Source organism: Halomonas flagellata, assembly GCF_022487945.1.
In the GTDB taxonomy this organism is placed as follows: Bacteria; Pseudomonadota; Gammaproteobacteria; order Pseudomonadales; family Halomonadaceae; genus Halomonas; species Halomonas flagellata.
Window position 1 is genome coordinate 299,562 of the sequence record NZ_JAKVPY010000001.1, and the last position, 20,839, is coordinate 320,400.

Annotated in this window: 21 protein-coding genes; 5 read left to right on the top strand and 16 right to left on the bottom strand. The window is 69.4% G+C overall.

The genetic code is table 11. The annotated features are described in order from the left end of the window. Positions 1-239: 239 nt before the first annotated feature. The 13 genes from MKP05_RS01390 to MKP05_RS01450 all read right to left on the bottom strand — a co-directional run bounded on the left by MKP05_RS01390 (position 240) and on the right by MKP05_RS01450 (position 11,959). The gene (locus MKP05_RS01390) at positions 240-998 is read right to left on the bottom strand and encodes a DUF3307 domain-containing protein (RefSeq protein WP_110281725.1); all 759 of its coding nucleotides are present in this window, start codon (positions 996-998) and stop codon (positions 240-242) included. Next, positions 995-1,636, bottom strand: coding sequence for a hypothetical protein (locus MKP05_RS01395; protein WP_240566699.1), 642 nt, complete (start codon positions 1,634-1,636; stop codon positions 995-997). Before MKP05_RS01395 ends, MKP05_RS01390 begins: the two co-directional genes overlap by 4 nt. Positions 1,637-1,784: 148 nt before the next feature. Then, positions 1,785-2,687 carry an NAD(P)-dependent oxidoreductase gene (locus MKP05_RS01400; RefSeq protein WP_240566700.1) on the bottom strand — a complete coding sequence of 301 codons (903 nt, stop codon included), beginning with the start codon at positions 2,685-2,687 and terminating at the stop codon, positions 1,785-1,787. 757 nt (positions 2,688-3,444) lie between these two features. Next, entirely contained in the window at positions 3,445-5,250 is a 1,806-nt protein-coding gene (locus MKP05_RS01405; protein ID WP_240566701.1) for an ABC transporter transmembrane domain-containing protein, read from the bottom strand. A 145-nt stretch (positions 5,251-5,395) separates the two neighbouring features. After that, positions 5,396-6,622, bottom strand: coding sequence for a GGDEF domain-containing protein (locus tag MKP05_RS01410; protein ID WP_240566702.1), 1,227 nt, complete (start codon positions 6,620-6,622; stop codon positions 5,396-5,398). A 390-nt stretch (positions 6,623-7,012) separates the two neighbouring features. Then, entirely contained in the window at positions 7,013-8,032 is a 1,020-nt protein-coding gene (gene yejK / locus MKP05_RS01415) for a nucleoid-associated protein YejK (protein ID WP_240566703.1), read from the bottom strand. A gap of 41 nt (positions 8,033-8,073) precedes the next feature. Continuing rightward, a complete protein-coding gene (locus MKP05_RS01420; protein WP_240566704.1) occupies positions 8,074-8,835 on the bottom strand; it encodes an ABC transporter permease in 762 nt (253 codons plus the stop codon). Beyond that, a complete protein-coding gene (locus MKP05_RS01425; RefSeq protein ID WP_240566757.1) occupies positions 8,832-9,755 on the bottom strand; it encodes an ABC transporter ATP-binding protein in 924 nt (307 codons plus the stop codon). Before MKP05_RS01425 ends, MKP05_RS01420 begins: the two co-directional genes overlap by 4 nt. A gap of 7 nt (positions 9,756-9,762) precedes the next feature. After that, complete coding sequence (locus MKP05_RS01430) at positions 9,763-9,969, bottom strand: DUF6494 family protein (RefSeq protein WP_240566705.1); 207 nt, start codon at positions 9,967-9,969, stop codon at positions 9,763-9,765. Between the two features lie 137 nt (positions 9,970-10,106). Then, positions 10,107-10,385 carry a peptidylprolyl isomerase gene (locus tag MKP05_RS01435; protein ID WP_240566706.1) on the bottom strand — a complete coding sequence of 93 codons (279 nt, stop codon included), beginning with the start codon at positions 10,383-10,385 and terminating at the stop codon, positions 10,107-10,109. A gap of 89 nt (positions 10,386-10,474) precedes the next feature. Continuing rightward, the gene (locus MKP05_RS01440) at positions 10,475-10,804 is read right to left on the bottom strand and encodes a hypothetical protein (RefSeq protein ID WP_240566707.1); all 330 of its coding nucleotides are present in this window, start codon (positions 10,802-10,804) and stop codon (positions 10,475-10,477) included. A 50-nt stretch (positions 10,805-10,854) separates the two neighbouring features. Beyond that, positions 10,855-11,247: a gamma-glutamylcyclotransferase family protein gene (locus tag MKP05_RS01445; RefSeq protein ID WP_240566708.1), complete on the bottom strand. Its 393-nt coding sequence runs from the start codon at positions 11,245-11,247 to the stop codon at positions 10,855-10,857. A 79-nt stretch (positions 11,248-11,326) separates the two neighbouring features. After that, positions 11,327-11,959: a DsbA family oxidoreductase gene (locus MKP05_RS01450; RefSeq protein ID WP_240566709.1), complete on the bottom strand. Its 633-nt coding sequence runs from the start codon at positions 11,957-11,959 to the stop codon at positions 11,327-11,329. Between the two features lie 142 nt (positions 11,960-12,101). On the opposite strand from MKP05_RS01450, the gene MKP05_RS01455 reads away from it, so the two are divergent. The 5 genes from MKP05_RS01455 (at position 12,102) to MKP05_RS01475 (ending at position 16,070) form a co-directional block, all read left to right on the top strand. Beyond that, a complete protein-coding gene (locus tag MKP05_RS01455; RefSeq protein WP_240566710.1) occupies positions 12,102-12,842 on the top strand; it encodes a maleate cis-trans isomerase family protein in 741 nt (246 codons plus the stop codon). A gap of 88 nt (positions 12,843-12,930) precedes the next feature. Continuing rightward, positions 12,931-13,914 carry an alpha/beta hydrolase gene (locus MKP05_RS01460; protein WP_240566711.1) on the top strand — a complete coding sequence of 328 codons (984 nt, stop codon included), beginning with the start codon at positions 12,931-12,933 and terminating at the stop codon, positions 13,912-13,914. Positions 13,915-13,934: 20 nt separating this feature from the next. After that, entirely contained in the window at positions 13,935-14,252 is a 318-nt protein-coding gene (locus MKP05_RS01465) for a cupin domain-containing protein (RefSeq protein ID WP_240566712.1), read from the top strand. A 39-nt stretch (positions 14,253-14,291) separates the two neighbouring features. Beyond that, positions 14,292-14,762: a GFA family protein gene (locus MKP05_RS01470; RefSeq protein WP_240566713.1), complete on the top strand. Its 471-nt coding sequence runs from the start codon at positions 14,292-14,294 to the stop codon at positions 14,760-14,762. A gap of 75 nt (positions 14,763-14,837) precedes the next feature. Further along, positions 14,838-16,070, top strand: a complete 1,233-nt coding sequence (locus MKP05_RS01475; RefSeq protein WP_240566714.1) for a methyltransferase — start codon at positions 14,838-14,840, stop codon at positions 16,068-16,070. 5 nt (positions 16,071-16,075) lie between these two features. Here the strand turns inward: MKP05_RS01475 and MKP05_RS01480 are convergent, their stop codons facing one another. The 3 genes from MKP05_RS01480 to MKP05_RS01490 form a co-directional block, all read right to left on the bottom strand. Continuing rightward, the gene (locus MKP05_RS01480) at positions 16,076-17,665 is read right to left on the bottom strand and encodes a tetratricopeptide repeat protein (protein ID WP_240566715.1); all 1,590 of its coding nucleotides are present in this window, start codon (positions 17,663-17,665) and stop codon (positions 16,076-16,078) included. 174 nt (positions 17,666-17,839) lie between these two features. After that, positions 17,840-18,967 (bottom strand): extracellular solute-binding protein, encoded by a 1,128-nt coding sequence (locus MKP05_RS01485; RefSeq protein ID WP_240566716.1) that lies wholly within the window; start codon positions 18,965-18,967, stop codon positions 17,840-17,842. Next, the gene (locus tag MKP05_RS01490) at positions 18,954-20,831 is read right to left on the bottom strand and encodes a chloride channel protein (RefSeq protein ID WP_240566717.1); all 1,878 of its coding nucleotides are present in this window, start codon (positions 20,829-20,831) and stop codon (positions 18,954-18,956) included. Before MKP05_RS01490 ends, MKP05_RS01485 begins: the two co-directional genes overlap by 14 nt. Between the last annotated feature and the right edge of the window lie 8 nt (positions 20,832-20,839).

Consider the following 20,839-nt stretch of genomic DNA (forward strand, 5'->3'; position numbering starts at 1 on the left):
CTAGGAGCCTGTCGGATTTGACCGGCTCTCGCAGTAGATCAGCATTAAGTCCGACAGGCTCCTAGGGTAAGCTCTGGCCGATTTTGCCTGCCGGTACGTGTCCGGACAATGGCCGGTGTCGGCTGCCCGTTCTCTCAGGAAGTTTGTGCATGAACTCCCCCGGGGCACAAGCCTCGTCGGCGGTCATTCCCTCGGCGTGGCGTTGGCCTTGCGTCGCTCGAGGTCGTTCGCCGCATGAATCAACCCTCCAGCAGCAGGCGCACCAGCATGCCCAGCACCAGGGTGGTGGAGACGCTGAGCAGGGTGCCGAGCAGGACGTACTCGGTGAGCTTGCGGTCGCGCGAGTCACGCAGGTCGCCGAAGCGCAGCACCGACTTGGCGGCGAGCAGGAAGCCGACCGCGGTGAGCTGGTCGAGCAGTACCAGGGTGAGCACCAGGAGGCGCTCCAGCACACCGATGCGCGCCCCGGCCCGGGCCAGGGTGCCGGTGTCCTCGAGTTGCTCGCTCCAGCGCTGCATGACCAGGGCGATGGCGATCGACATGGGGCGCGTCACCAGCAGGTAGGCGACCGACACCCCGAGCACCGCCGGTGAGGTGAGCCAGGCGGCGAGTTCCCGCAGCGCGGCCGGACTGCCGAGCCAGGCCAGCCAGAGACCCAGTAGCACCAGCAGGTGGCCGGCCTGGTCGAGCAGGAACCAGCGCAGTTCGCCGGCCGGCAACCGGACCTTGGCCAGGTCGATCAGCCAGTGGCTGCCGGCGACCACCAGGGCGCCGAGCGCGACGGCCGTGGCCCCCCGCGTGGCCGGTGCGGTCGCCGCGACGATCAGCAGCACTCCGCCGGCGAGCAGGCCATGCAGCAGGGCATGCTGGGCCAGGCGCCACGAGCGGTGCTTCAGCCGGTATCGCTCCTCGACCCAGCGGCGGGGTTGCAGCAGGAAATCCCCGATCAGGTGGGCCAGGATCAGCCCCAGCAGCAGCGACGGGGCGGCGGCACTCATGGGGTCGCCTCCGGGTTGGCGAGGCGTTGCCCGAAATGGGCCAGGGTATCGGCCAGCAGCTCCCAGCGAGCGGCGCGCAGGCGCTTGTGCACGCTGGGCTGGCGAATGCCCAGTCGTTCGGCCAGGGCCTGCTGGGTGGTCGTCCGATCGAGGCTGAGGATGACGATCTCGGCGGAGTAGCGCGACCAGCCGTCGATCAGGTCGTCGAGGAAGCGGGTCAGCAGCGCCAGGCAGCCGTCGTTCGGGGCCTCGAGCAGTTCCACCGCCAGATGGCTGGCATCGAGGGCGTCCAGGGCGCGCCCCGAACGCACGAAGACCTCACCGTCGGCCTCCGCGACCCCCTCGTCCGGTTGCCAGTCGTCCTGTCCGACCGCCACGGCGATGCGGGCGTCCCAGCGCTGGTGCGTTTCCGAGTGCTGGATCAGGGCGGCGCGCAACCAGACGGCGGCCGTCATGGCTTCCTCGGCATCGGGCAGGGCGAGCTGGAAGCCATCGCCCCGGTAGCGCTCGCCGCGCCCCCCGTGGCGTTCGGCCAGTTCGGCCAGGGTGGCGTCGAGCACACGGTGCAGCCGGGCCGCATCGGCGACCTTGCGCGAGTCGATCACGTCACCGGTGAGCACGGCGATCCGGCGGGACATGGCGGCCTCCCTGGCTGTTAGCTGCCCACATCATAGCCTCTCCAGGCTATTTTTCAATCTAATAGCCTTTTTAGCCAATAAGTGCTTGTTATTGCCATTCTGGGCTATAAGGCTAGCGGGCCAGTCTTTCCAATGACTGCGTATCTTGTTAGTTCTTCACCCGCGCTCCCGCCAGCGGCGGGCGGTAGGCCTTCACCAGGGTCGCCGGGTCGTGCTCGGCATGGCCCTGGTTGGCGTGGGCGCGCATCAGCTGGGCGGCCACGCCGCTCATCGGTGTGGCGCTGCCGCAGCGCTGGCTCTGGGCCACTGCCATGTCGAGGTCCTTGAGCAGGGTGCGCAAGTGCCAGGGCGGAGCCTCGAAGTCGTCCGCCGCCATGCGCGGGGTAAGGATCCGGAAGGGCTTCGAGTCGGCGAAGCCGCCGGCGAGCGCCTCGGTGAGACGACAGGCGTCGACGCCGCTGGCCTCGGCGAGTGCCACCATCTCGGCGATCACCGCCGCCTGGCAGCCGACGATCATCTGGTTGCACACCTTGGTGACCTGGCCGCTGCCCACCGGTCCCATATGGGTCACCCGGGCGGCGAGGGGGGCGAGAAGGGGGCGAATGGCCTCGATGTCGTCGACGTCGCCGCCGCACATGATCGCCAGCGTGCCGGCCTCGGCCCCGGCCACGCCACCCGAGACCGGCGCGTCGACCCAGCGAGTGCCGGATTCGTTCTCGAGCCGGGCGGCGAAGTCGCGGGTCGCGGCCGGGTCGCTGCTGGAGAAATCGATCAGCAGCTGATCGGACCGGGCGTAGTCGCCCACGCCCTCGGGGCCGAAGACCACCTCGTCCACGACCTCGGTGTTGGCCAGGCAGAGCATCACCACGTCGACGCTCTCCACCAGTTCACCGATATAGTCGGCCACGCGCACGCCGGTGTCGCGCAGGTCATTGACCTTCTCCGGCGTGCGATTCCACACGGTGACATCGAAATCGGCCTCCAGCAGCCGACGCGTCATGGGATGGCCCATCAGCCCGATGCCGATGAAGCCGAGGCGAGGCTGGGTCATGTGTCGAGTCTCCGGGCAGTCGGGGAAGGCCCCAGCATGCGCGACGCAGGGCGCTGGCAGCAAGTCGCCGACCAGGGTACGGCTTCCAGCCTTCGCTCCGTGCCGATCACCCTGGCGGATGCGCTGCCATGATGCAGTGCGACATCGAAACGGCTATGCTGTGGTGCGAAAAAGCCGCCGCGATGCCTGGTGATCACGGCGGCTTGTCAGGAGTTTTCTTGTTAATGGTATGATTTTATAGGTTTTGTTCGTTCTTGGTATGAGTTTGGCAAAGTCTGGAGTAGACGGATGCCGGACGGGGGCGATTCGACCACACCGCGGTTCGACCCCGGCTTCGACTTCCACGTCGTTTGCGGTCATGCCACTGTACCGCAAAGGATGTAACGAGTGAGCTGGCGTGCTCCAACTTGGTCCCCTTCGGGGGACTTTTTTTGCCATGAGCATACCCAAGGCGGGTTACCAGCATCTCGATCGTGGAAAGGCGGGACAATGCGACCTTAGTCGATGTCTGCGCGTTTTCGGCGGCTGTCCACGTCGGCAGGCATGCATCGTCGGAGGGGCTGGCGTGTCGTGGGGGTTTCACGACGGGAGGCCTTCCGCGGCCCGAGCCAGTCGGTACGCACCCCGCCGCCGTCTGAACTGACCCCCAATAGTTGGACGGTTCATTCAGCCGGCGCTCAAGGCCTGAGCCCTGTACTGCACTCGGGCGGGGGATTGCCGCCCGGTATCGGAATAGATAGGGGCCAGGGCAGAGGATTCAAGCATCGCCCAGGCTCGGCGTGCCGGCCGGGTCGGTCGCCTGCTCGCCGCCGAACTGCAGCTCGGCCAGGTGGCGGTAGAGGGGGCTGGTCTCGAGCAGCTCCGCATGGCGTCCGGCAGCGACCAGGCGGCCCTCCTCGAGGACCAGCAGGCGGTCGGCGGCGACCACCGTCGCCAGGCGATGGGCGATCACCACGCTGGTGCGGTTCTCCATCAGGCGATCGAGGGCCTGCTGCACCAGGCGTTCGCTCTCCGCGTCCAGGGCGCTGGTGGCCTCGTCGAGCAGCAGCACCCGCGGATTCTTGAGCAGTGCCCGGGCGATCGCCAGGCGCTGCCGCTGACCGCCGGAGAGTTGCACGCCACCGGGTCCCAGGGGAGTGTCGAAACCGTTGGGCAGGGCCTCGAGGAACGCCAGGGCGTTGGCGTCCCGGGCCGCGTCGCGTAGCTCTTCCAGGCTGGCCTCGGGCTTGCCGTAACGCAGGTTTTCGGCGGCGGTGCCCGTGAACAGCGTCGGTTCCTGGGAGACCAGCCCCATGGCACGGCGCAGCGACCGGGGCGCCAGGTCGCGCAGGTCGATGCCGTCGAGCCGCAGCGTGCCGCTGTCGGGGTCATGGAAGCGCAGCAGCAGGGCGAGCAGGGTGCTCTTGCCGCCGCCCGAAGGGCCGACCAGGGCGATCCGCTCTCCGGGCCGGACATGCAGGTCGAGCCCGTGGAGCGCGGGCACCTTGCGGCCCGGGTAGGTGAAGCTCACCCCCTCCAGGCGAATGTCACCGGCGACGGGGTCGGGCAGGGGGGTGGGGCTGGCCGGGGCCTGGATGCGGGGCCTGGCGCCGAGCAGTTCCAGCAGCCGCTCGGCGGCCCCCGCGGCACGCTGCACGTCGCCGGCCACTTCGGCCAGGGCGGCGACGGCCCCGGCGGCCAGCACCGCATAGAAGACGAAGGCGGAGAGCTCGCCGGCGGTCATGTTGCCGGCCAGCACCGCCTGGCCGCCCTGCCACAGCATCACGCCCACGGCGGCGAACACCACCAGCATGGCGATGCCGGTGAGCCAGGCCCGCTGTCGGGTACGCTCGACGGCGCTGGCGAAGGCGTCTTCGACGCGCCTGCCGTAGTTGCGCCGTTCCATGGCCTCGTGGTTGAAGGCCTGTACGGTGCGGATGCCGGCTAGCGACTCGCCGGCGTAGCGGCCCAGTTCCGCCACCCGGTCCTGGCTGTGACGGGAAAGCCGGCGGACGCGCCGACCGAACCAGAGGATCGGCAGTACCGTGACGGGGATGCCGAGCAGCACGATGGCCGAGAGCCATGGCTGGGTGACCAGCATCAGGATGACCGCTCCGAACAGCATCAGCAGGTTGCGCAGGGCCAGCGAGACCGATGAGCCGAACAGGCTCTGCAGCACGCTGGTGTCCGCCGTCAGGCGCGCCGAGATCTCGCCGGGGCCCCTGCCGGGGTGCAGGGTGCTTTCGAAGAACCCCGGCTCCAGCTCGAGCAGGTGGTCGAAGACCCGGCGGCGCAGGTCGGCGGCCAGCCGCTCACCGATCCAGGTCACCAGGTAGTAGCGCAGGGCCGAGGCGCAGGCCAGCACGGCCACCACGGCGAGCATCATGACGAGTGCCTGGTTGAGCCGGGCGCGGTCCTCGGCCAGGAAGCCCTGGTCGATCACCAGTCGCAGCCCCTGGCCGAGCAGCAGCACGCTGGAGGCTGCGGCCAGCAGGGCGAGGCCGGCCAGTGCCAGGCGCCAGCGGTAGGGGCGCAGTAGCCCCAGCAGTCGCAGCAGGACCCGCGGGTCCGGGGGAGAGCTCATCGGGCGCCTCGAACGGAGCGGTAGCAGGAAGGGGCACCATAGCAGTGTCCCGTGCCGCCTGCATGGCGAGGAAGCCTTCTGCCAACCCCGGCGGCTACGCCGGGGAGTTCGAGCCGGACCGGGCCGTCGGGCCCTGATGGCGCAATCAGGCTTCCACGGCGGCGAGCGAAGGACCGTGGCGGGCGACCATCACACAGTTGCGGCCCCGGGCCTTGCCGTCGTAGAGGGCCTGGTCGGCACGCAACAGGGCCGGGTCGAGCCGGGTCTCCCCGGGCTCGACCCGGCTGATGCCCACCGTCACCGACAGCGGGTTCCGTTCGGGCACCATCGGCAGCGACAGGCTGGCGACCCGCTCGCGCAACCGTTCGGCGATGGACGTGGCGGTATGCAGGTTGGCCTGGGGCAGGGCGATGACGAACTCCTCGCCGCCATAGCGGCCGATGATGTCGGTCTCACGCAGTACCGACTGACAGCACCCCGCCACGGTGGTCAGCACGATATCGCCGATCGCATGGCCGTGGCGGTCATTGAGGCTCTTGAACAGGTCGATGTCGACCATGCACAGCACCAGCTGCGAGCCGTCGCGCCGTGAGCGGCGCAGTTCCCGCTCGGCGAGTTCGAAAAAGCGCCGCCGGTTGGCGATGCCGGTCAGGTCATCGGTGCAGGCCATGTAGCGCAGTCGCTCCTCCAACTGGCTGCGCTCCTCGATCTCGGCCTGCAACTGCCGATTGATGGCGCGCTCCTCCAGCAGGGAGGCGAACTGCTCGCGCTGCAACTGGCTCAGCCGTTTCACGGTCATCCAGCCCAGCAGGTTGACGAAACCCAGCAGCAGCAGGCTGGTGGCCAGCAAGGCGCCGGGCAGGGGAGCCCACAGCAGCATGAGGGTGACGAAACCGGTGACCAGGTAGGCATTCCAGATCAGCATCCAGGGCAGCCGGTTGGGAACGAACAGGTAGAGGCCCATGCTGGCGGCCACCATCGAGGCGAGCTGGATCCCTGGCGTGTCGGGCCGCAGCGGGAGGGCCAGCAGCAAGCCACTGATGCCGAGCAGGCAGATCAGGTTGATCGGCAGCGGGCGTTGCGCCAGGGCGGGGCGCTTCCTCAACGAGAGGGCCAGCAGGATGCAGGCCAGTGCCACCGATGTTCGCGTGGCGATCAGGACGAAGAAGGCATTGCCGAAACCCAGCAGGCCATAGTCGGTCAGGCCGAAGGCGAGAAACAGCCCCGCGGCCACCCACAGGGCGTAGCGCATCTGGCAGGCGTCGTGGGCCTGCATGGTGCGGCGGAAGAGGGCTTCCAGGGCCGAGTCTTGAAACTCGGCACGCCAGTTCAGTCCGGCCGAATCCCCTGCGTCGGTCTTGCCAGCAGCCATGCGCCACCTTCCTAGAGGGCCAGGCATAAGCACGGTTCCCTTCAGTTCGTGTCGTTATTATGGTGTTCCCTGTGACGCCGCGCGGCCTTCCGCGAGAAGAGCCGTCGGCGTACGGGGGAAGCATGGCCACGAATGTTCCGGTGCGCCAGCCGGCCCGGGACGATGTCATTCAAGACCTACATTCGTTGTAAGGGAATACCTACAGTGCGAGTGTGAGGCGCGAGTGGGAGCCTTCTCAGACCTTGCACTGCTCTCGTTGCCATCCTTTGCCGCCGGGTGAACCACTTACGGCGATGGTCACCCCTCAAGCCTTCCACCGCGCCGTTCGGGGCACGCGCACACCGGGCACATTCGATGATGATGAAAATAAGGCACGGGGCATGGTCGTCCTCAGCCCTGCCGCTTGAGCTGCTCGCGTAGCTGCTTGGGTACCTGCTTGATGATCAGCCGGTCCTGCGCCTCGTCGTACTCGACGCTGGATCCGAGCAGGTGGGAGTCGAAGCTGATCGAGACGCCGCCGGCGCGGCCGGTGAAGCGGCGGAACTGGTTCAGGGTGCGCTTGTCCGGCGGGATCTCCGGGGAGAGGCCGTAGTCGGCGTTGCGGATATGCTCATAGAACGCCCTGGGCTGCTGCTCGTCGAGTACCTCCGAGAGCTCCTCCAGGGTGATGGGCTCGCCGCGGCTGGCCTGGTCGCTGGCGTAGTCGATCAGTGCCTCGGTCTTCTCGCGGCTCTGCTCCTCGGGCAGATCCTCGTTCTCGACATAGTCGCTGAAGGCCTTGAGCAGGGTGCGGGTCTCGCCGGTGGCGTCGACGCCCTCCGCGGCGCCCAGCAGTTCGGCGAAGCCTTCGGCGAGCTTTCGGCCACCACGGTCGCGGGTCCAGGAGAGGTACTGCTTCGAGGGCGAGTCGCCGCGCCACTGGCTCAGGTTGAGCCGCGCGGCCAGGCTCATCTGGGCCAGGTTCAGCTGGCGCACCGGGGCGATGGCCAGGTCGTCGTCGATGCCGAAGCCCTCGCGATGGTGCAGCAGCGCCAGGGTCAGGGTCTCGGTGTCGCCCTGCCGGGTATGCGCCACCAGCAGGTGGCCGGAGAGCGACAGGTGGGCCGCGACCAGGGCGGCGATGCGCTCGCCCAGCTCGCGGCTGAAGGCGACGAAGTCGAGCTCACCTTCCAGATAGGCGATCAATGCCGCGGGAAAGGCGGAGGAGCCGCTGCCGGCGTCGCCCTCGTCGCCCTCGGCGAGGAAGTGGCCCCAGGCCTTGGGCTTGGCGTGGTAGGCCTTGTTGACGCCTTCCAGCAGGTCGTCCAGGGCGGGCGAGCCGGCCAGTTCCGCCGCTGCCGGGGCGAGCGTCGCCGGCGCTTCGCCGGTCTCCTTGTCGAGGCGATGGACGATGCTGTGCAGTACCGGCATGGGGACTCCTGGTGGGTGGGAGAGGCGCGATGATACCTGCCTCAGGGCTTCAGTCGATAGCCGCTCCTGAAGATCCAGGCCACCACCGTCAGGGCCACGCCCAGGAACAGCAGGATCATCGCCAGGCTGACCGCCGGGCTGACGTCGCTGATACCGTAGAAGCTCCAGCGGAAGCCGCTGATCAGGTAGACCACCGGGTTGGCCAGGGTCACCGCCTGCCAGAAGGGCGGCAGCATGTCGATGGAGTAGAAGGTGCCGCCGAGGAAGGTCAGCGGGGTGATCACCAGCAGGGGCACCAGCTGCAGCTTCTCGAAGCCGTCGGCCCAGATGCCGATGATGAAGCCGAGCAGGCTGAAGGTCACTGCCGTGAGCACCAGGAACAGCAGCATCATGATCGGGTGGTCGATCGAGTAGGGCACGAACAGCCGTGCGGTGACCAGCACGATGGCGCCCAGTATCAGTGACTTGGTGGCCGCCGCACCGACATAGCCGACCACCACCTCGAAGTAGGACATCGGCGCCGAGAGGACCTCGTAGATGGTGCCCGAGAAGCGCGGGAAGAAGATGCCGAAGGAGGCGTTGGCGACGCTCTGGGTCAGCAGCATCAGCATGATCAGGCCGGGCACGATGAAGGCACCATAGCTCACCCCGTTCACCTCGGTGATGCGCGTGCCGATGGCCGCGCCGAACACCACGAAGTAGAGCGAGGTGGAGATCACCGGCGAGACGATGCTCTGCAGCATGGTGCGCAGGCTGCGGGCCATCTCGGCGAGATAGAGGGTCTTGACGGATTGCAGGTTCATGCGCGCTCCCGAACCAGGCTGACGAAGATGTCCTCCAGCGAACTCTGACGGGTATGCAGGTCCTTCACCCGCAGCCCCACCGCCTCGAGGTCGGCCAGCAGGCCCGAGATGCTCGAGCCGTCCTCCTGGCCGGCGGCGTCGTAGCTGTAGACCAGCGCATGGCCATCGTCGATGAGGGCCAGGGCGTGGCCGGCCAGCGATTCCGGCACGGCGTCCAGCGGCTCGTGCAGGTGCAGGGTCAGCTCCTTGCTGCCCAGCTTGCGCATCAGGGCCTCCTTCTCCTCGACGAGCACGATCTCGCCGCGACGGATCACGCCGATGCGGTCGGCCATCTCCTCGGCCTCCTCGATGTAGTGGGTGGTGAGGATGATGGTCACCCCCTGGTGGCGAAGCTCGCGGACCACTTCCCACATCTCGCGGCGCAGCTCCACGTCGACGCCGGCGGTGGGCTCGTCGAGGAACAGCACCTGGGGCTCGTGGGCCAGCGCCTTGGCGATCAGCACCCGGCGTTTCATGCCGCCGGAGAGCTCCAACTGGCGGTTGCGGCGCTTCTCCCACAGGGTCAGGGCGCGCAGCACCTTCTCGATATGGGCCGGGTCCCTGGGCTTGCCGAACAACCCGCGGCTGAAGCTCACCGTGTCCCACACCGTGGTGAAGGCCTCGTTGGTCAGCTCCTGGGGCACCAGGCCGATCATCTGGCGGGCGGCACGGTAGTCATGTACGTTGTCGTGGCCATCCACCAGCACCCGACCGGCGCTGGCGTTGACCAGCCCGCAGATCACGCTGATCAGGGTGGTCTTGCCCGCGCCGTTGGGGCCGAGCAGGGCGAAGATCTCGCCGCGGCGGATCCCCAGGTCGACGTTCTTCAGCGCCTGGAAGCCACCGGCGAAGGTCTTCGACACGCCCTCGACGCGAATCATCGGCGCCTCACTCAAGGGTGATGTCCCCCTCGAACTCGAGATCGAGCTCCAGGCCGGCGACCTGCACGCTCACGCGTGCCGGCAGCGACTCGTCGCCCTGGAGCCGGCCCTCGGCGAGTGCCTTCGTCACCGCCTGCTCGATCGCCTGCTGGGATCTCACGCCTACGTTCTTCAACAGCTTGCGGATGCTCTGGTGAAAGATCTCGTCATTCATCGGTGAATCCTGTTGGAGTGAGTGGTGAAGCATTCCCATCCTGTCAGTGGCACACGACCCACCGCGGCTCGCCCGCCATGACGAACGCCGCACGGGTCCCCCACGCACGGCGTTCGAACGCTGTCGGCAGCGGCGGCTCACGACCGGCTGGTGATCTCCAGCAGGTGATAGCCGAACTGGGTCTTCACCGGGCCGTGGACCTTGTTCAGCTCGCCGGAGAACACCACCTCGTCGAACTCGCGGACCATCTGGCCCGGGCCGAAGCTGCCCAGGTCGCCGCCCTGGCGGCCGGAGGGGCAGGTGGAGTGCTCGCGAGCCACCTCGGCGAAGTCGCGGCCGCCCTCGATCTCGGCCTTGAGTTCCTGACACTTCGCTTCGCTGTCCACCAGAATATGACGTGCGGTTGCCCTGGCCATGTTGCTCTCCTGAAAGGTCGGCATGGATGCCGGTTGAAGGTCCGGGAAGGATAGCATGACGCCCCCGGCGTGGGGCGACACCGGCGTGGCTATTGCTGGCCTCCGGTGCCGATCGTGAGCCGCAGCGCCTGGAGGCCGTCCAGCTCCATGCGGACCTCGTCCGAGAACACCGGATGGCCGGTCAGGCGGAGCTCCACGCTGGCCTCGGCGCCCCGGTAGATGACCTCGGCCGCCACCCTGGCCTCGTTGCTCACCGGGGCCAGCGGGGGGTAGTCGACCCCTGCCACCTGGAGCGCGGTGAAGCCGAGCGCATCCAGCTCCTCCTGGATCAGCTGCTTCACGGCCACGCCGTAGTAGACGTAGAGCCCGCCATAGGCCAGGCCGGCGAGCAGTGCGAGATAGATGACGAAGCGGCCCATGGCCTCCTCCCTGGTAGCATGGATCGGGTTCCCTGTCGGTGGTGTTTATATCACAGGCGGGGCACCCAGGTGCCCTCGCGGATCACCGGGCAGCCGTCCACGTCATGGTTGTAGAGATAGAGCCAGGCGGGCCCGAATGCCGTCGTGTGAATGGCGCGGTCGAAATCGCCGTGCTTCGGATACCTGACGCGGTAGTCTTCCAACTGGTCGAGCCCGGCCAGTTGCTGAGCCGTGACGCGAAAGACTTCGACCTCGATGCCCCGGGAGGGCTCCGGCTTGGCGCCCGGGAAGGGCCCGAGGTCATAGAGCGTGGCCGTGGTGAGGATGTCCTTGCCCAGGAAGTCGGCGCCATGGAGCCAGTGATGGTTGCGCAGCCCACGCTTCAGCGTGCCATAGACGGCCACCAGGGGCGTTCGGGTGACGGCGATGGCGGGGGTGTTCATGGTCCGGGCCTCCGGAAAGACAGGGGATGTATCGAGGAAACACAGGGGCCGGCAAGGCGGCCTGATCGATAGGCTGCGCTCAACTGGCCCCGACTATGGCCTCGCGCAGCACCTCGGGGGGCTGGGCGCCCGACAGGGCGGTCCGGCCATCGATGATGAACATCGGCACGCCGCCGATGCCGAGCCGGCGGGCGTGGGCCAGCGCGTCGCGTACCTCGGCCACCCCTTCTCTGCTCTCGAGAAACGCTGGCACGTCCACGCCGTACAGGCCTCCGGCATCAGCGGCGTCGGTGAGCACGCGGGCATCGCCGATATCCTCGCCGTTCACGAAATAGCGCGCGAACAGCTCGTCGACCACCGACTGCTGCACACCATGCCCGCCGGCCAGCCAGATCAGCCGGTGGGCAGCGAAGGTGTTGGGCGTGCGCGTCATGCGCTCGTGGTGGATCTCGATCCCGGCACGGCGGGCAGCCGCCTCCACCTGGGCATCCAGCTCCAGGGAGCGTTCCCAGGAGCCGAACTTGGCGGTGCGGTAATCACGGCGCGACATGCCGCCCGGTGGCATTGCCGGGTTGAGCTCGAAGGGCTGCCACGCCACGCTGACGGCGATTTCATCGGGTAGGTCGGCCAGGGCCAGCGCCAGGTGGCGCTTGCCGATGAAACACCAGGGACAGATGGCGTCGGAGATGACCGTGACGTCGACATGGGGCATGGTGGTTACACCTGCGGGGCGTTGGAGTGGACGATATCACCTCGGTGGCTCGGGGCGTAACCGCCGGACCCCTGTCGAATCCGGGACAACACGATATGCTGGTCCGGCGAGGCCACAGCATTGACTGACGGGGAGAACGACGATGTCGCTTGATCAGTGCCTGGGAATCCTGCTTCCCGAGGACGGGCCGACCGACTACGAGTGGTATGCGTTGGGCCCGGCAGGGGCTTCCGCCGATGGGGACCTGCCCGGGATCGAGGTGGGGAAGATACCGAGCGATGGTCACCATGAGCCGGCGGCGTTGACGGCGCTGGGGGCCGTGGACCGACTGGCGCCGGTGGGGGAGGCGCTCGTGCACCAGGCCGGGGCGCGGGCCGTCGTGTGGGCCTGCACCAGCGGCAGCTTCATCGGCGGGCTCGCGTGGGCCAGGGCCCAGGCAGAGGGGCTGGAGACGGCGCTGGGTGTGCCGGTGACCAGTACGGCGCTCGCCTTCCTCGAGGCGCTGTCGGCACTGGGCCATCGCCGCGTGGACCTGCTCAGCCCTTACCCGCAGGAGGTGACCCGGCGGCTGGTACATTTCCTGGGGGAGGGTGGCGTGGCAGTCGGGCACCTCGAGGTACTCGACTGCCCCTATGCCGCGGACTCGCATCGGGTCGACATTGCCGAAGCGGTGCGCACCTTCTGCCGGGAACACGGCGATTCCGAAGTACCGCTGCTGGTTCCCGATACGGCGGTCAACACCCTGCAATGGCTGGACACGCTGAACCGACAAGCCGGGCGGGTGGTGCTGACGGCCAACCAGGTGAGCCTGTGGGCGGGCCTGAAGCGCCTGCGGTGGTCCCGGATGCCGCCACGATACCTGAATTGCCTGGCCTCGGCATGAGGCTGCCTCGGGGGCCGCGAGACTCATTGCCCGACAACCTTCCCTCGGATTGGCTGTCTCGATCGAGTAGCCATCTAGGAGACAATCGATGATCCGACTCGCACTGAGTGCCCTGATGTTCACCCTGGGTGCCAGCGTGGCATTCGCCCAGCCCGACAGCGACGAGCAGGACCCGGGCATGCCGGGCGTGATGACGCGGGAAGAGCTCGAGCGTGAGCCCATCACCTTCGAGCTCGACGTCCCCTATGCACAGACCGACGACCCGCGCCAGAGCCTCGATCTCTACCGGCCCCGGGAGCCGTCCGAGGAGGCGCTGCCGGTGATCGTGTTCTTCCACGGCGGTGGCTGGTACCAGGGTGACAAGGCCGATGGCGCGGCGCGCGTGATGCCCTTCGTGAGCAGCGGCGACTACGCCGCAGTCTCGGTGGGCTACCGGCTGTCGGGCGAGGCCACCTGGCCCGCCCAGCTGCACGACAGCAAGGCGGCGATCCGCTGGATCAAGGCGAATGCCGACGAACATGGCCTGGACCCCGACCGGCTGGCCGTGTGGGGTCGCGGTGCGGGCGGCCATCTCGCCCTGATGCTCGGCATGACCGGCGACGAGCCGAAACTGGAGGGCGATCTCGGCCCCTACGACGAGGTGGCCAGCGAGGTAGCCGCGGTGGTGAACTTCTTCGGCGTGACGGACATGATGGCCCTGGTCGATCAGCCCGGCGAGTTCGACCGATCGAGCCCCGAGGTACCCGAGGCCCTGCTGCTGGGGGGGGCGCTGCCGGAGAACGAGGAGCAGGCCATCGGGGCGTCGCCGGTCACCTATGTGAGCGAAGGTGATCCGCCGGTGCTCACCCTGCATGGTGACGAGGACACCGTGGTGCCCTACGATCAGGCCGTTCGTCTGGACGTCGCCCTGACCGATACCGGCGTACCCAGCTACTTCATCACCGTGCCCGGGTCCGGCCATGGCGACTTTCCGGAGGAGGCCGAGAAGCGCGTGTCGATCTTCCTGTCCCGGGTACTGCTCGGCGAGGAGGGCGAGATTCCCACCGAGCCCCTGGTGACGGCGCAGGAGTGACGGACTGGAGGCTGGGCCCGATGAAGAACCTGTTTGCGTCGATTCCCGACGCCCTCGATGACGAGCTGTTCGAGGAGCTCGTACGCGGCGAGAATGTCCGGGTGGAGCGCATCGTGTCACGTGGGCACCGCTCGCCGGCCTCCGGCTGGTATGACCAGCCGTGGCACGAGTGGGTGCTGCTGCTCGAGGGTGAAGCCATCCTGGCGTTCGAGGAGGGCGATGAGGTGGTGCTCGAGGCCGGCGACCACCTGGCGATACCGGCCCATCGCAAGCACCGGGTCGAGTGGACGACGCCGGAGCGGACTACCCTGTGGTTGGCCGTGCACTACCGAGCTTGAGCGCCCTGGCCGAAACCCGCGAACACTGGAGGTGACCCCATGCTGCTGGAAGGTTCCTGCCACTGCGGCGCGATTCGTTTCAGCGTCGAATCGCCGCATCCCTATCCCTACCAGCGCTGCTACTGTTCGATCTGCCGCAAGACGGCCGGGGGCGGCGGCTATGCCATCAACCTCAGCGGCCGCGCCGACACCCTCAGGATCGAGGGCGCCGTGCACAAGAAGGTCTACCACGCCGTGATCGACGGCGAGGAGAGTCCCGGCGAGCGGCACTTCTGTGCGCACTGCGCCAGCGCGCTCTGGGTCTTTGATCCCCGCTGGCCGGAGCTGGTGCACCCCTTCGCCTCGGCGGTCGACACCGAGCTGCCGGTGCCGCCGGAGCGGATACACCTGCTGCTGGACAGCAAGGCCAACTGGGTGGAGCCCGAGGTGCGTGACGGCGACCAGTGCTTCGCCGGCTACCCCGAGGAGAGCATCGCCGAGTGGCACGAGCGGCTGGGGCTGGTCCGCTAGTCGGCAGGCCCATCTGGCCCCGCACCCCTATGAGCCGGGGCTGCGCAACGCAATCCAGGAAGCCGAGTTCACGCCTTGTCGATACCCCATGCCGACCGCCTGACGCGGCTCACCGTACTGCTCGCCGAGTGGCAGGCCGTCTGGCGGCCGTTGCCGTTCCAGTCTCGCCGGCCGCCCTGGGCCGGGCACCTTCCCGGGCTCGAGCAGGCGCTGCTGGCGCTCTCCGATGAGGCCTGCGAGCGGCTCCAGGCCGCCCCCTGCGGGACATCGCCGCTCGCGGCCTGGCTGCCGGTGGCGGAGTTGGGGGAGCTGGTGGACCTGCCCGACCTGGCGGGGGGGGACGCCGGCCTGCCGGCGTCCTGGAGCCAGCATGTGGGGGGGCGCAAGTGGCAGCAGATCGAGGCCTTCGTCCCCCGGGTGGCGCTGGCGCCGGGTCAGTCGCTGGTGGAGTGGTGTGCGGGCAAGGGGCACCTGGCGCGCACCCTGGCCCGCTGGCACGGGACCGAGGTCACGGCGCTGGAGTGGCAGCCGGCGCTGTGCGACGAGGGCCAGGCACTGGCCGACCGCCAGGGTGTGGCGGTGCACCTGGAGGCCCGGGATGTCCTGGCGCCGGACGTGGCCCGGTGGCTGACACCCGATACGCATGTCGCCGCGCTGCATGCCTGTGGCGACCTGCACGTCCGGCTGCTGGAGCTGGCCGCGGCGAGCGGCTGTGGGGTGACCCTGGCACCATGCTGCTACCAGCGCACCGCGGCCGAACATTACCGGCCGCTCTCACGGCTCGGCCGCGACCTGGCCGGCCGGCAGGGCCTCGAGCTGTCCCGCGACGACCTGGCCCTGGCGGTACGGGAGACCGTTACCGCCCCGCGCCACGTGAGGCGAAGCCGCGAGCGGGCCGGCGCCTGGCGGCTGGGATTCGACCTCCTGCAGCGGGAGCTGCGCGGCCGCGACGACTACCTGCCGGTGCCAAGCCTCGCCTACGGCCGCCTGCCCGAGACCTTCGCCGGCTTCTGCCGCTGGGCGGCGGAACGGAAGGGACTGACGCTGCCGGCTTCCGTCGACTGGGGGGCATACGAGCGGGGGGGCCGGCGGCGCCAGGCCGAGGTGCGGCGCCTGGAGCTCGTCCGCCACCTGTTTCGTCGCCCGCTGGAGGTCTGGCTGGCCCTCGACCGGCTGCAGCTGCTGGAGGAAGCCGGCTTCACGGTGGCACTCGGCACCTTCTGCGAGCGCGAGCTGACCCCGCGCAACCTGCTGCTGCGGGCCTCGCTGCCGGCTAGAGCATGCGGCACTCGAACGCCGCCCTCTTGAGCCGCTCAAAAGCGCGACGCCGGCAGCCAGACGTCGGCTCGCGCCCAGGCCTCCTCGAACTGCTCCTCGACGCTGGCGGCCGCTTCCTCCTGTCCCTTGGCGGCCAGGCTCTGGGTCAGCCCCTGCAGCGCCCAGCCATTGCTCGGGTAACCCGCCAGGGAGTCGCGGTAGACCGCTTCGGCCGCCTCGGCGTCGCCGGCCTCGAGCAGGATGGCGCCGAGCACGTGGCGGGCGTGGAGCGGCCAGGGTTCCGGTTCGCTGTAGTGCAGGCCATCCTCGAGTTCGATGGCTCGGCGCAGTTCCGACTCGGCCTGCTCCAGGTGACCCTCGGCGGCGGCGAGTTCACCGGCCAGGATGTGCTGCGCGATGCCCAGCAGGTCGCGCTGCGAGTGCAGGAAGAAGTGGTAGGTGGCGTCCTCCCGGGTCTCGTCGCGAATGCCGCGGATGGCATCCAGCGCGGCCATGGCGGCCTGGGTATCACCGGTGCGCAACTGGGCGAGGCCGCGCGCGAATCGCCACATGGCGGCCTGGAAGGGCTCTTCCGGCGCGGTCGTCCGTTCGAGCAACTCGTTCCAGCGCCCGAAGCGAGCGAGTTGCAGATACTGATGGAAGGCATCGGGGGCGCGCTCGCGCGCCAGGTCCCGGGCGGCCGACAGGGCCACGCCGCTCTGCCCGTCCATCCAGGCCGCGAAGACCAGCATCGCCGTGTTGTGCGCCGCATAGACACTGGCCCCTTCGCCTTGCCGTGCGGCCTGGTCCACCATCCGCGCCTGCTGGTTCGCCCGCACCGCATCACCGTAGCGGCCGATGTTCATGTAGATATGCGAGGGCATGTGCTGGATATGGCTCACCGCCGGAACGGTGTCATCCAGCCGGTCGGCACAGGCTTCGGCGCGTTGCGGCTCCCAGGCCTCCACCGCGTGGATGTACAGGTGGCAGGCACCGGGATGCTCGAGGTCTGCCGCCAGCACGGCCTCCAGCTCCGCGATCGCCCTGTGCGCCACGGGATATGGCTGGCCGTCCTCGCCCAGCAGGTCCCACGGGCGGAACATCATCAGCGATTCCGCGTGGAGGGTGCGCACCTCGGGGTCGTCCCCATGCGCCGCCGCCGCGGCGGCCATGGCCTCGGCGTAACCCTCGGTCGCCACGTCGCCGCCCGGGCTGTCCGGGTAGCGTACGGCCATGGCCTCGATCAGCGCCCGTTCCCAGGGGGCGGTGCCGTCGGCGCGCTCCAGGGCGGCCTGGGCGGCATCGGCGGCGTCTTCGTAGTCGCCGACCCCGCCGGGGTTGTTCTGGTAGGGTCCCAGGGCCCAGGCCTCGCCCCAGTGGCACAGGGCGCAGCCCGGATCATGCGCCTGGGCGGCCCGGAACGATCGAGCGGCCCGTGCGCGGGCGAAGCCATAGGCCAGGCGGAGCCCCTGGTCGAAGTACGCCTGTGCCGTCTCCGAAGCGGTGGTGATCGAGCGGCTGTAATTCCCCAGGTCAACGGCCAGGGGAAGGGGGTCGTCCGCCTGTCCGGGCAAGGCGGCGAACCCGGCCGCTGCGGTCACGGCGACACCGGCCAGGACGCGGGTGGTCGAGCGTGGTGCTGGCATGGGCTGTCCTCCCTTCGGCTGCTAAAAAGCCCGCAGACTCGCTGGTAGTGTCCGCCCGCGGGTGGGGGTGAGGTAAGGGGCATATCGACCATGATCGGTCCATTCGTGCCAGGAGAGTCCAGGTGGTGGGTGGCGAGCGCGTCTCCTTCCCTGTGCCGGCGATCCGCGAAGCGCTCAATCGCGTTGCCGGGCCGCCAGCCAGGCGTCGAAGTAGTCGTTGATGCGGCCCAGGGTGCGGGCGTACCACGCCTCGTCCTTGGCCAGCGCCCGCTCGGCGTTCAGCGGATGGGTGGGGATGTGCAGGCGCATGTCCACGCCGTTGTCGGGGTGGGTGGTGACCCGAAGGGCCGCCGAACGGCGTGCCGGACCGTAGGGGATGCGCCGCGCCAGCTCGGCGAGGCGCTCGGTGGTGGTGGCGAAGCGGATGAAGTCCCGGGCGGCCTCGGGATGGGGGTTGCCATGGGGGATCGCCCAGGTCTCGTGTTCCTGGACCTGGCCGTCCCAGAGGATCTCGATCGGCACCCCCCGGTTGACCATGGCGTCGAAGAAACGCCCGTTGTAGCCCGACGCCATGACCACCTTGCCCTCGGCCAGCAGCCGTGGCGGCGTATCGCCGGCCTCCCACCAGTGGATCTCGTCCAGGCCGTCGAGGCGCCCCAGCGCCAGGTTCAGGCCGCGTCGGGTGCTGAGCAGGCCATAGAGCTCCTGCTGGGGCACGCGGTAGGAGAGCAGGGCCCACTCCAGGTTGACCGCCGGGGTGCGCTGCAGGGCGCGCGGCCCGGGAAACCGCTGCTGGTCGAAGAGATCGGCGATGGTGGTGGGGCGCTTGCCGGGGAAGGCGTCACGTCGGTAGGCGACCACGGTGGCGAAGATGGTGTGGGTGATGGCGCAGCGGCCGAAGGCGTCGGGCAGGAAGTCCTGCGCCGCTGGGGTGCCATCCGGGGCCGGGGCCAGCAGCGCGGGCGAGAGCGGGCGTAGCAGGCCCTCCTCGCAGGCGGCCATGGCCTCGCTGCGGGTCATGTCGATGACGTCCCAAGGCACCTCGCCGGTCTCGGCGGCGCGGCGCAGGCCATCCAGCCCGCCGTCGTACTGCATCACCTCGACCCGCCGGCCGGTGCTGGCCGTGTAGGGCTCGAAGAGGGCGGCGCGCTGGGCGCGCTCGTAGGCACCTCCCCAGCTCAGCACGGTCAGGGGCCCGTCGTCCGCGGCCGCGGCCGGCGCCGCCAGTCCCATTAGTGCCAGTCCCAGTAGCGCCAACCTCGTCACGCCGGCCAGTCGCCGCCGTCGCTCAACCCGTGCCATGTTCCTCCCGTCGCATCTCGTCGCTGTGGCGCAGGTAGGCGCGGGCGATGCTCGCCTCGAAGACCACGCCGAGGAAGGCATCCTCGGTGGCGTCGACCACCGGCAGGGCCTCGCCGGTGACGTCCTGCAACCGCGCCATGGCGTCCCACAGCGAGGTGTCCGGCCTCAGTAGCGGCCGGTCCGCGGCGGTGACCCCGCCCACCGTCTGCGGGCCGTCCCGTGCCTCGCGGGCGGCCTCCAGGTCGGCGAGGGTCACGCAGCCGCGATACCGCCCCCGGGCGTCGACCAGATAGGCCTCGCCGTGCCGGGCCTGGCCGAGGGCGGTCATCGCCTCCGCCACCCCGGTGTCGGGGCGCAGGGTCACGCAGTCCCGGGTCAGGTGCTCGGCCACCGGGGTGCTGAGCAGCACGGCGCGCCCGCGCCCGGCCGAGAGGTCCAGGCCACGCGTCTCGAGCTGGATGTCGAACAGCGAGCGGCCGAAGAGCTGGGCGGCGATGGGGCTGGCCAGGATCACGCTGGCCAGGGCGGCGGTGGTCAGCGCATAGCTGCCGGTCAGCTCGAAGACGATCAGCAGCGTCGTCAGCGGCGCGCCGATCACCGGTGCCGTCACCGCCACCATGCCGCAGACGGCGTAGAACACGAAGGTCTCCTGGGGCGCGCCGCTGAGCTGCCCCACCAGGCTGCCGCACAGGGCCCCGAACAGGGTGCCGATCACCAGGGCGGGGCTGAACACGCCACCGCTGAAGCCCATGCCCAGGCAGAGCGCCGTGGCGGCGATCTTGAGCCCCAGCACCAGCAGCAGTTCGGCGCTGCCGAAGGCGCCGGCGATGGTGGCGAAGCGCAGGGTCTCCTGGCCCATGCCGAGGATGTCGGGTACCCAGAGGGCGGTGAGTCCCAGCAGTGCCCCGGCCAGGGCCGGGCGCAGCGGCGGGGCGAGCGGCAGGGTGCCGGCCAGGCGCGTGACCCCGAGGATGGCACGCATGTAGGCGCCGGCGACCAGGGCGCCGAGGCCGCCGATGACGAGGAAGACGGCGAACTCCCAGGGCCGTGGCACGGCGGTGTCGGCGACATGGAAGAGCGCCCCGCGCTCCAGCACGTTGGTGGCGATCACGTAGCCGACGATGGCGGCCGCGGCCACCGGGGCGAAGGCGCGCAGGGCGTAGTGGCGCAGCACCACCTCGTGGGCGAAGACGATGCCCGCCAGGGGGGCGTTGAAGGCGGTGGAGATGGCCGCGGCGACCCCGCAGGCGATGGCGATGTTGTCGTCCGACCGCCCCAGCCGCAGCAGCCGCGCCCCCAATGAGCCCAGGGTGGCGCCCAGGTGTACCAGGGGGCCGTACTGGCCCACCGAGGCCCCGGCACCCAGCGAGATCAGCGCGCTCAGGGCCGACAGGCCGCCGGCCCTGGCGGGCAGTCGACCGCGTCGGGTCTGGACGGCGGCGATCACGTCGGCCGGCGCATGGGGGCGCCGTTCGGGGATGGCGAGGTGCAGCAGGCCGACGACCAGGCCGCCCAGCGCCGGCACCGCCACGGTAATGGCCATCAACGCCCCGGCGTGATCGAACATCATGCGACTGCGCGGCGAGATCAGCAGCAGCTCGTTGAGTTCCAGCACCGCGGTGACGAAGGCCACGGCGAAGAGGGCGGCGATGGCGCCGATGATGGCTCCCAGGAGCACCAGGCCCAGGAAACGGACGACCGCCAGGGGACCCCGGCCGGGGCCGATGAGTGCCGGAATCGTGTCCATCTTCAAGGTGTAGGTGCGAAGGGCGTGCAGGGCAAGCGCCGGCCCGCCGGCGGTCACGGGCCTTGCCTGCCGCTCGCCTCCCGGCTCCGGCTCCGGCGCCGTTCGCGTATCTGACATGGGGTCCG

Coding starts and splice junctions, on each gene's coding strand:
- MKP05_RS01390 (WP_110281725.1), bottom strand. CDS start 998: ATGAGTGCCGCCGCCCCGTCGCTGCTGCTGGGGCTGATCCTGGCCCAC.
- MKP05_RS01395 (WP_240566699.1), bottom strand. CDS start 1,636: ATGTCCCGCCGGATCGCCGTGCTCACCGGTGACGTGATCGACTCGCGC.
- MKP05_RS01400 (WP_240566700.1), bottom strand. CDS start 2,687: ATGACCCAGCCTCGCCTCGGCTTCATCGGCATCGGGCTGATGGGCCAT.
- MKP05_RS01405 (WP_240566701.1), bottom strand. CDS start 5,250: ATGAGCTCTCCCCCGGACCCGCGGGTCCTGCTGCGACTGCTGGGGCTA.
- MKP05_RS01410 (WP_240566702.1), bottom strand. CDS start 6,622: ATGGCTGCTGGCAAGACCGACGCAGGGGATTCGGCCGGACTGAACTGG.
- yejK (WP_240566703.1), bottom strand. CDS start 8,032: ATGCCGGTACTGCACAGCATCGTCCATCGCCTCGACAAGGAGACCGGC.
- MKP05_RS01420 (WP_240566704.1), bottom strand. CDS start 8,835: ATGAACCTGCAATCCGTCAAGACCCTCTATCTCGCCGAGATGGCCCGC.
- MKP05_RS01425 (WP_240566757.1), bottom strand. CDS start 9,755: ATGATTCGCGTCGAGGGCGTGTCGAAGACCTTCGCCGGTGGCTTCCAG.
- MKP05_RS01430 (WP_240566705.1), bottom strand. CDS start 9,969: ATGAATGACGAGATCTTTCACCAGAGCATCCGCAAGCTGTTGAAGAAC.
- MKP05_RS01435 (WP_240566706.1), bottom strand. CDS start 10,385: ATGGCCAGGGCAACCGCACGTCATATTCTGGTGGACAGCGAAGCGAAG.
- MKP05_RS01440 (WP_240566707.1), bottom strand. CDS start 10,804: ATGGGCCGCTTCGTCATCTATCTCGCACTGCTCGCCGGCCTGGCCTAT.
- MKP05_RS01445 (WP_240566708.1), bottom strand. CDS start 11,247: ATGAACACCCCCGCCATCGCCGTCACCCGAACGCCCCTGGTGGCCGTC.
- MKP05_RS01450 (WP_240566709.1), bottom strand. CDS start 11,959: ATGCCCCATGTCGACGTCACGGTCATCTCCGACGCCATCTGTCCCTGG.
- MKP05_RS01455 (WP_240566710.1), top strand. CDS start 12,102: ATGTCGCTTGATCAGTGCCTGGGAATCCTGCTTCCCGAGGACGGGCCG.
- MKP05_RS01460 (WP_240566711.1), top strand. CDS start 12,931: ATGATCCGACTCGCACTGAGTGCCCTGATGTTCACCCTGGGTGCCAGC.
- MKP05_RS01465 (WP_240566712.1), top strand. CDS start 13,935: ATGAAGAACCTGTTTGCGTCGATTCCCGACGCCCTCGATGACGAGCTG.
- MKP05_RS01470 (WP_240566713.1), top strand. CDS start 14,292: ATGCTGCTGGAAGGTTCCTGCCACTGCGGCGCGATTCGTTTCAGCGTC.
- MKP05_RS01480 (WP_240566715.1), bottom strand. CDS start 17,665: ATGCCAGCACCACGCTCGACCACCCGCGTCCTGGCCGGTGTCGCCGTG.
- MKP05_RS01485 (WP_240566716.1), bottom strand. CDS start 18,967: ATGGCACGGGTTGAGCGACGGCGGCGACTGGCCGGCGTGACGAGGTTG.
- MKP05_RS01490 (WP_240566717.1), bottom strand. CDS start 20,831: ATGTCAGATACGCGAACGGCGCCGGAGCCGGAGCCGGGAGGCGAGCGG.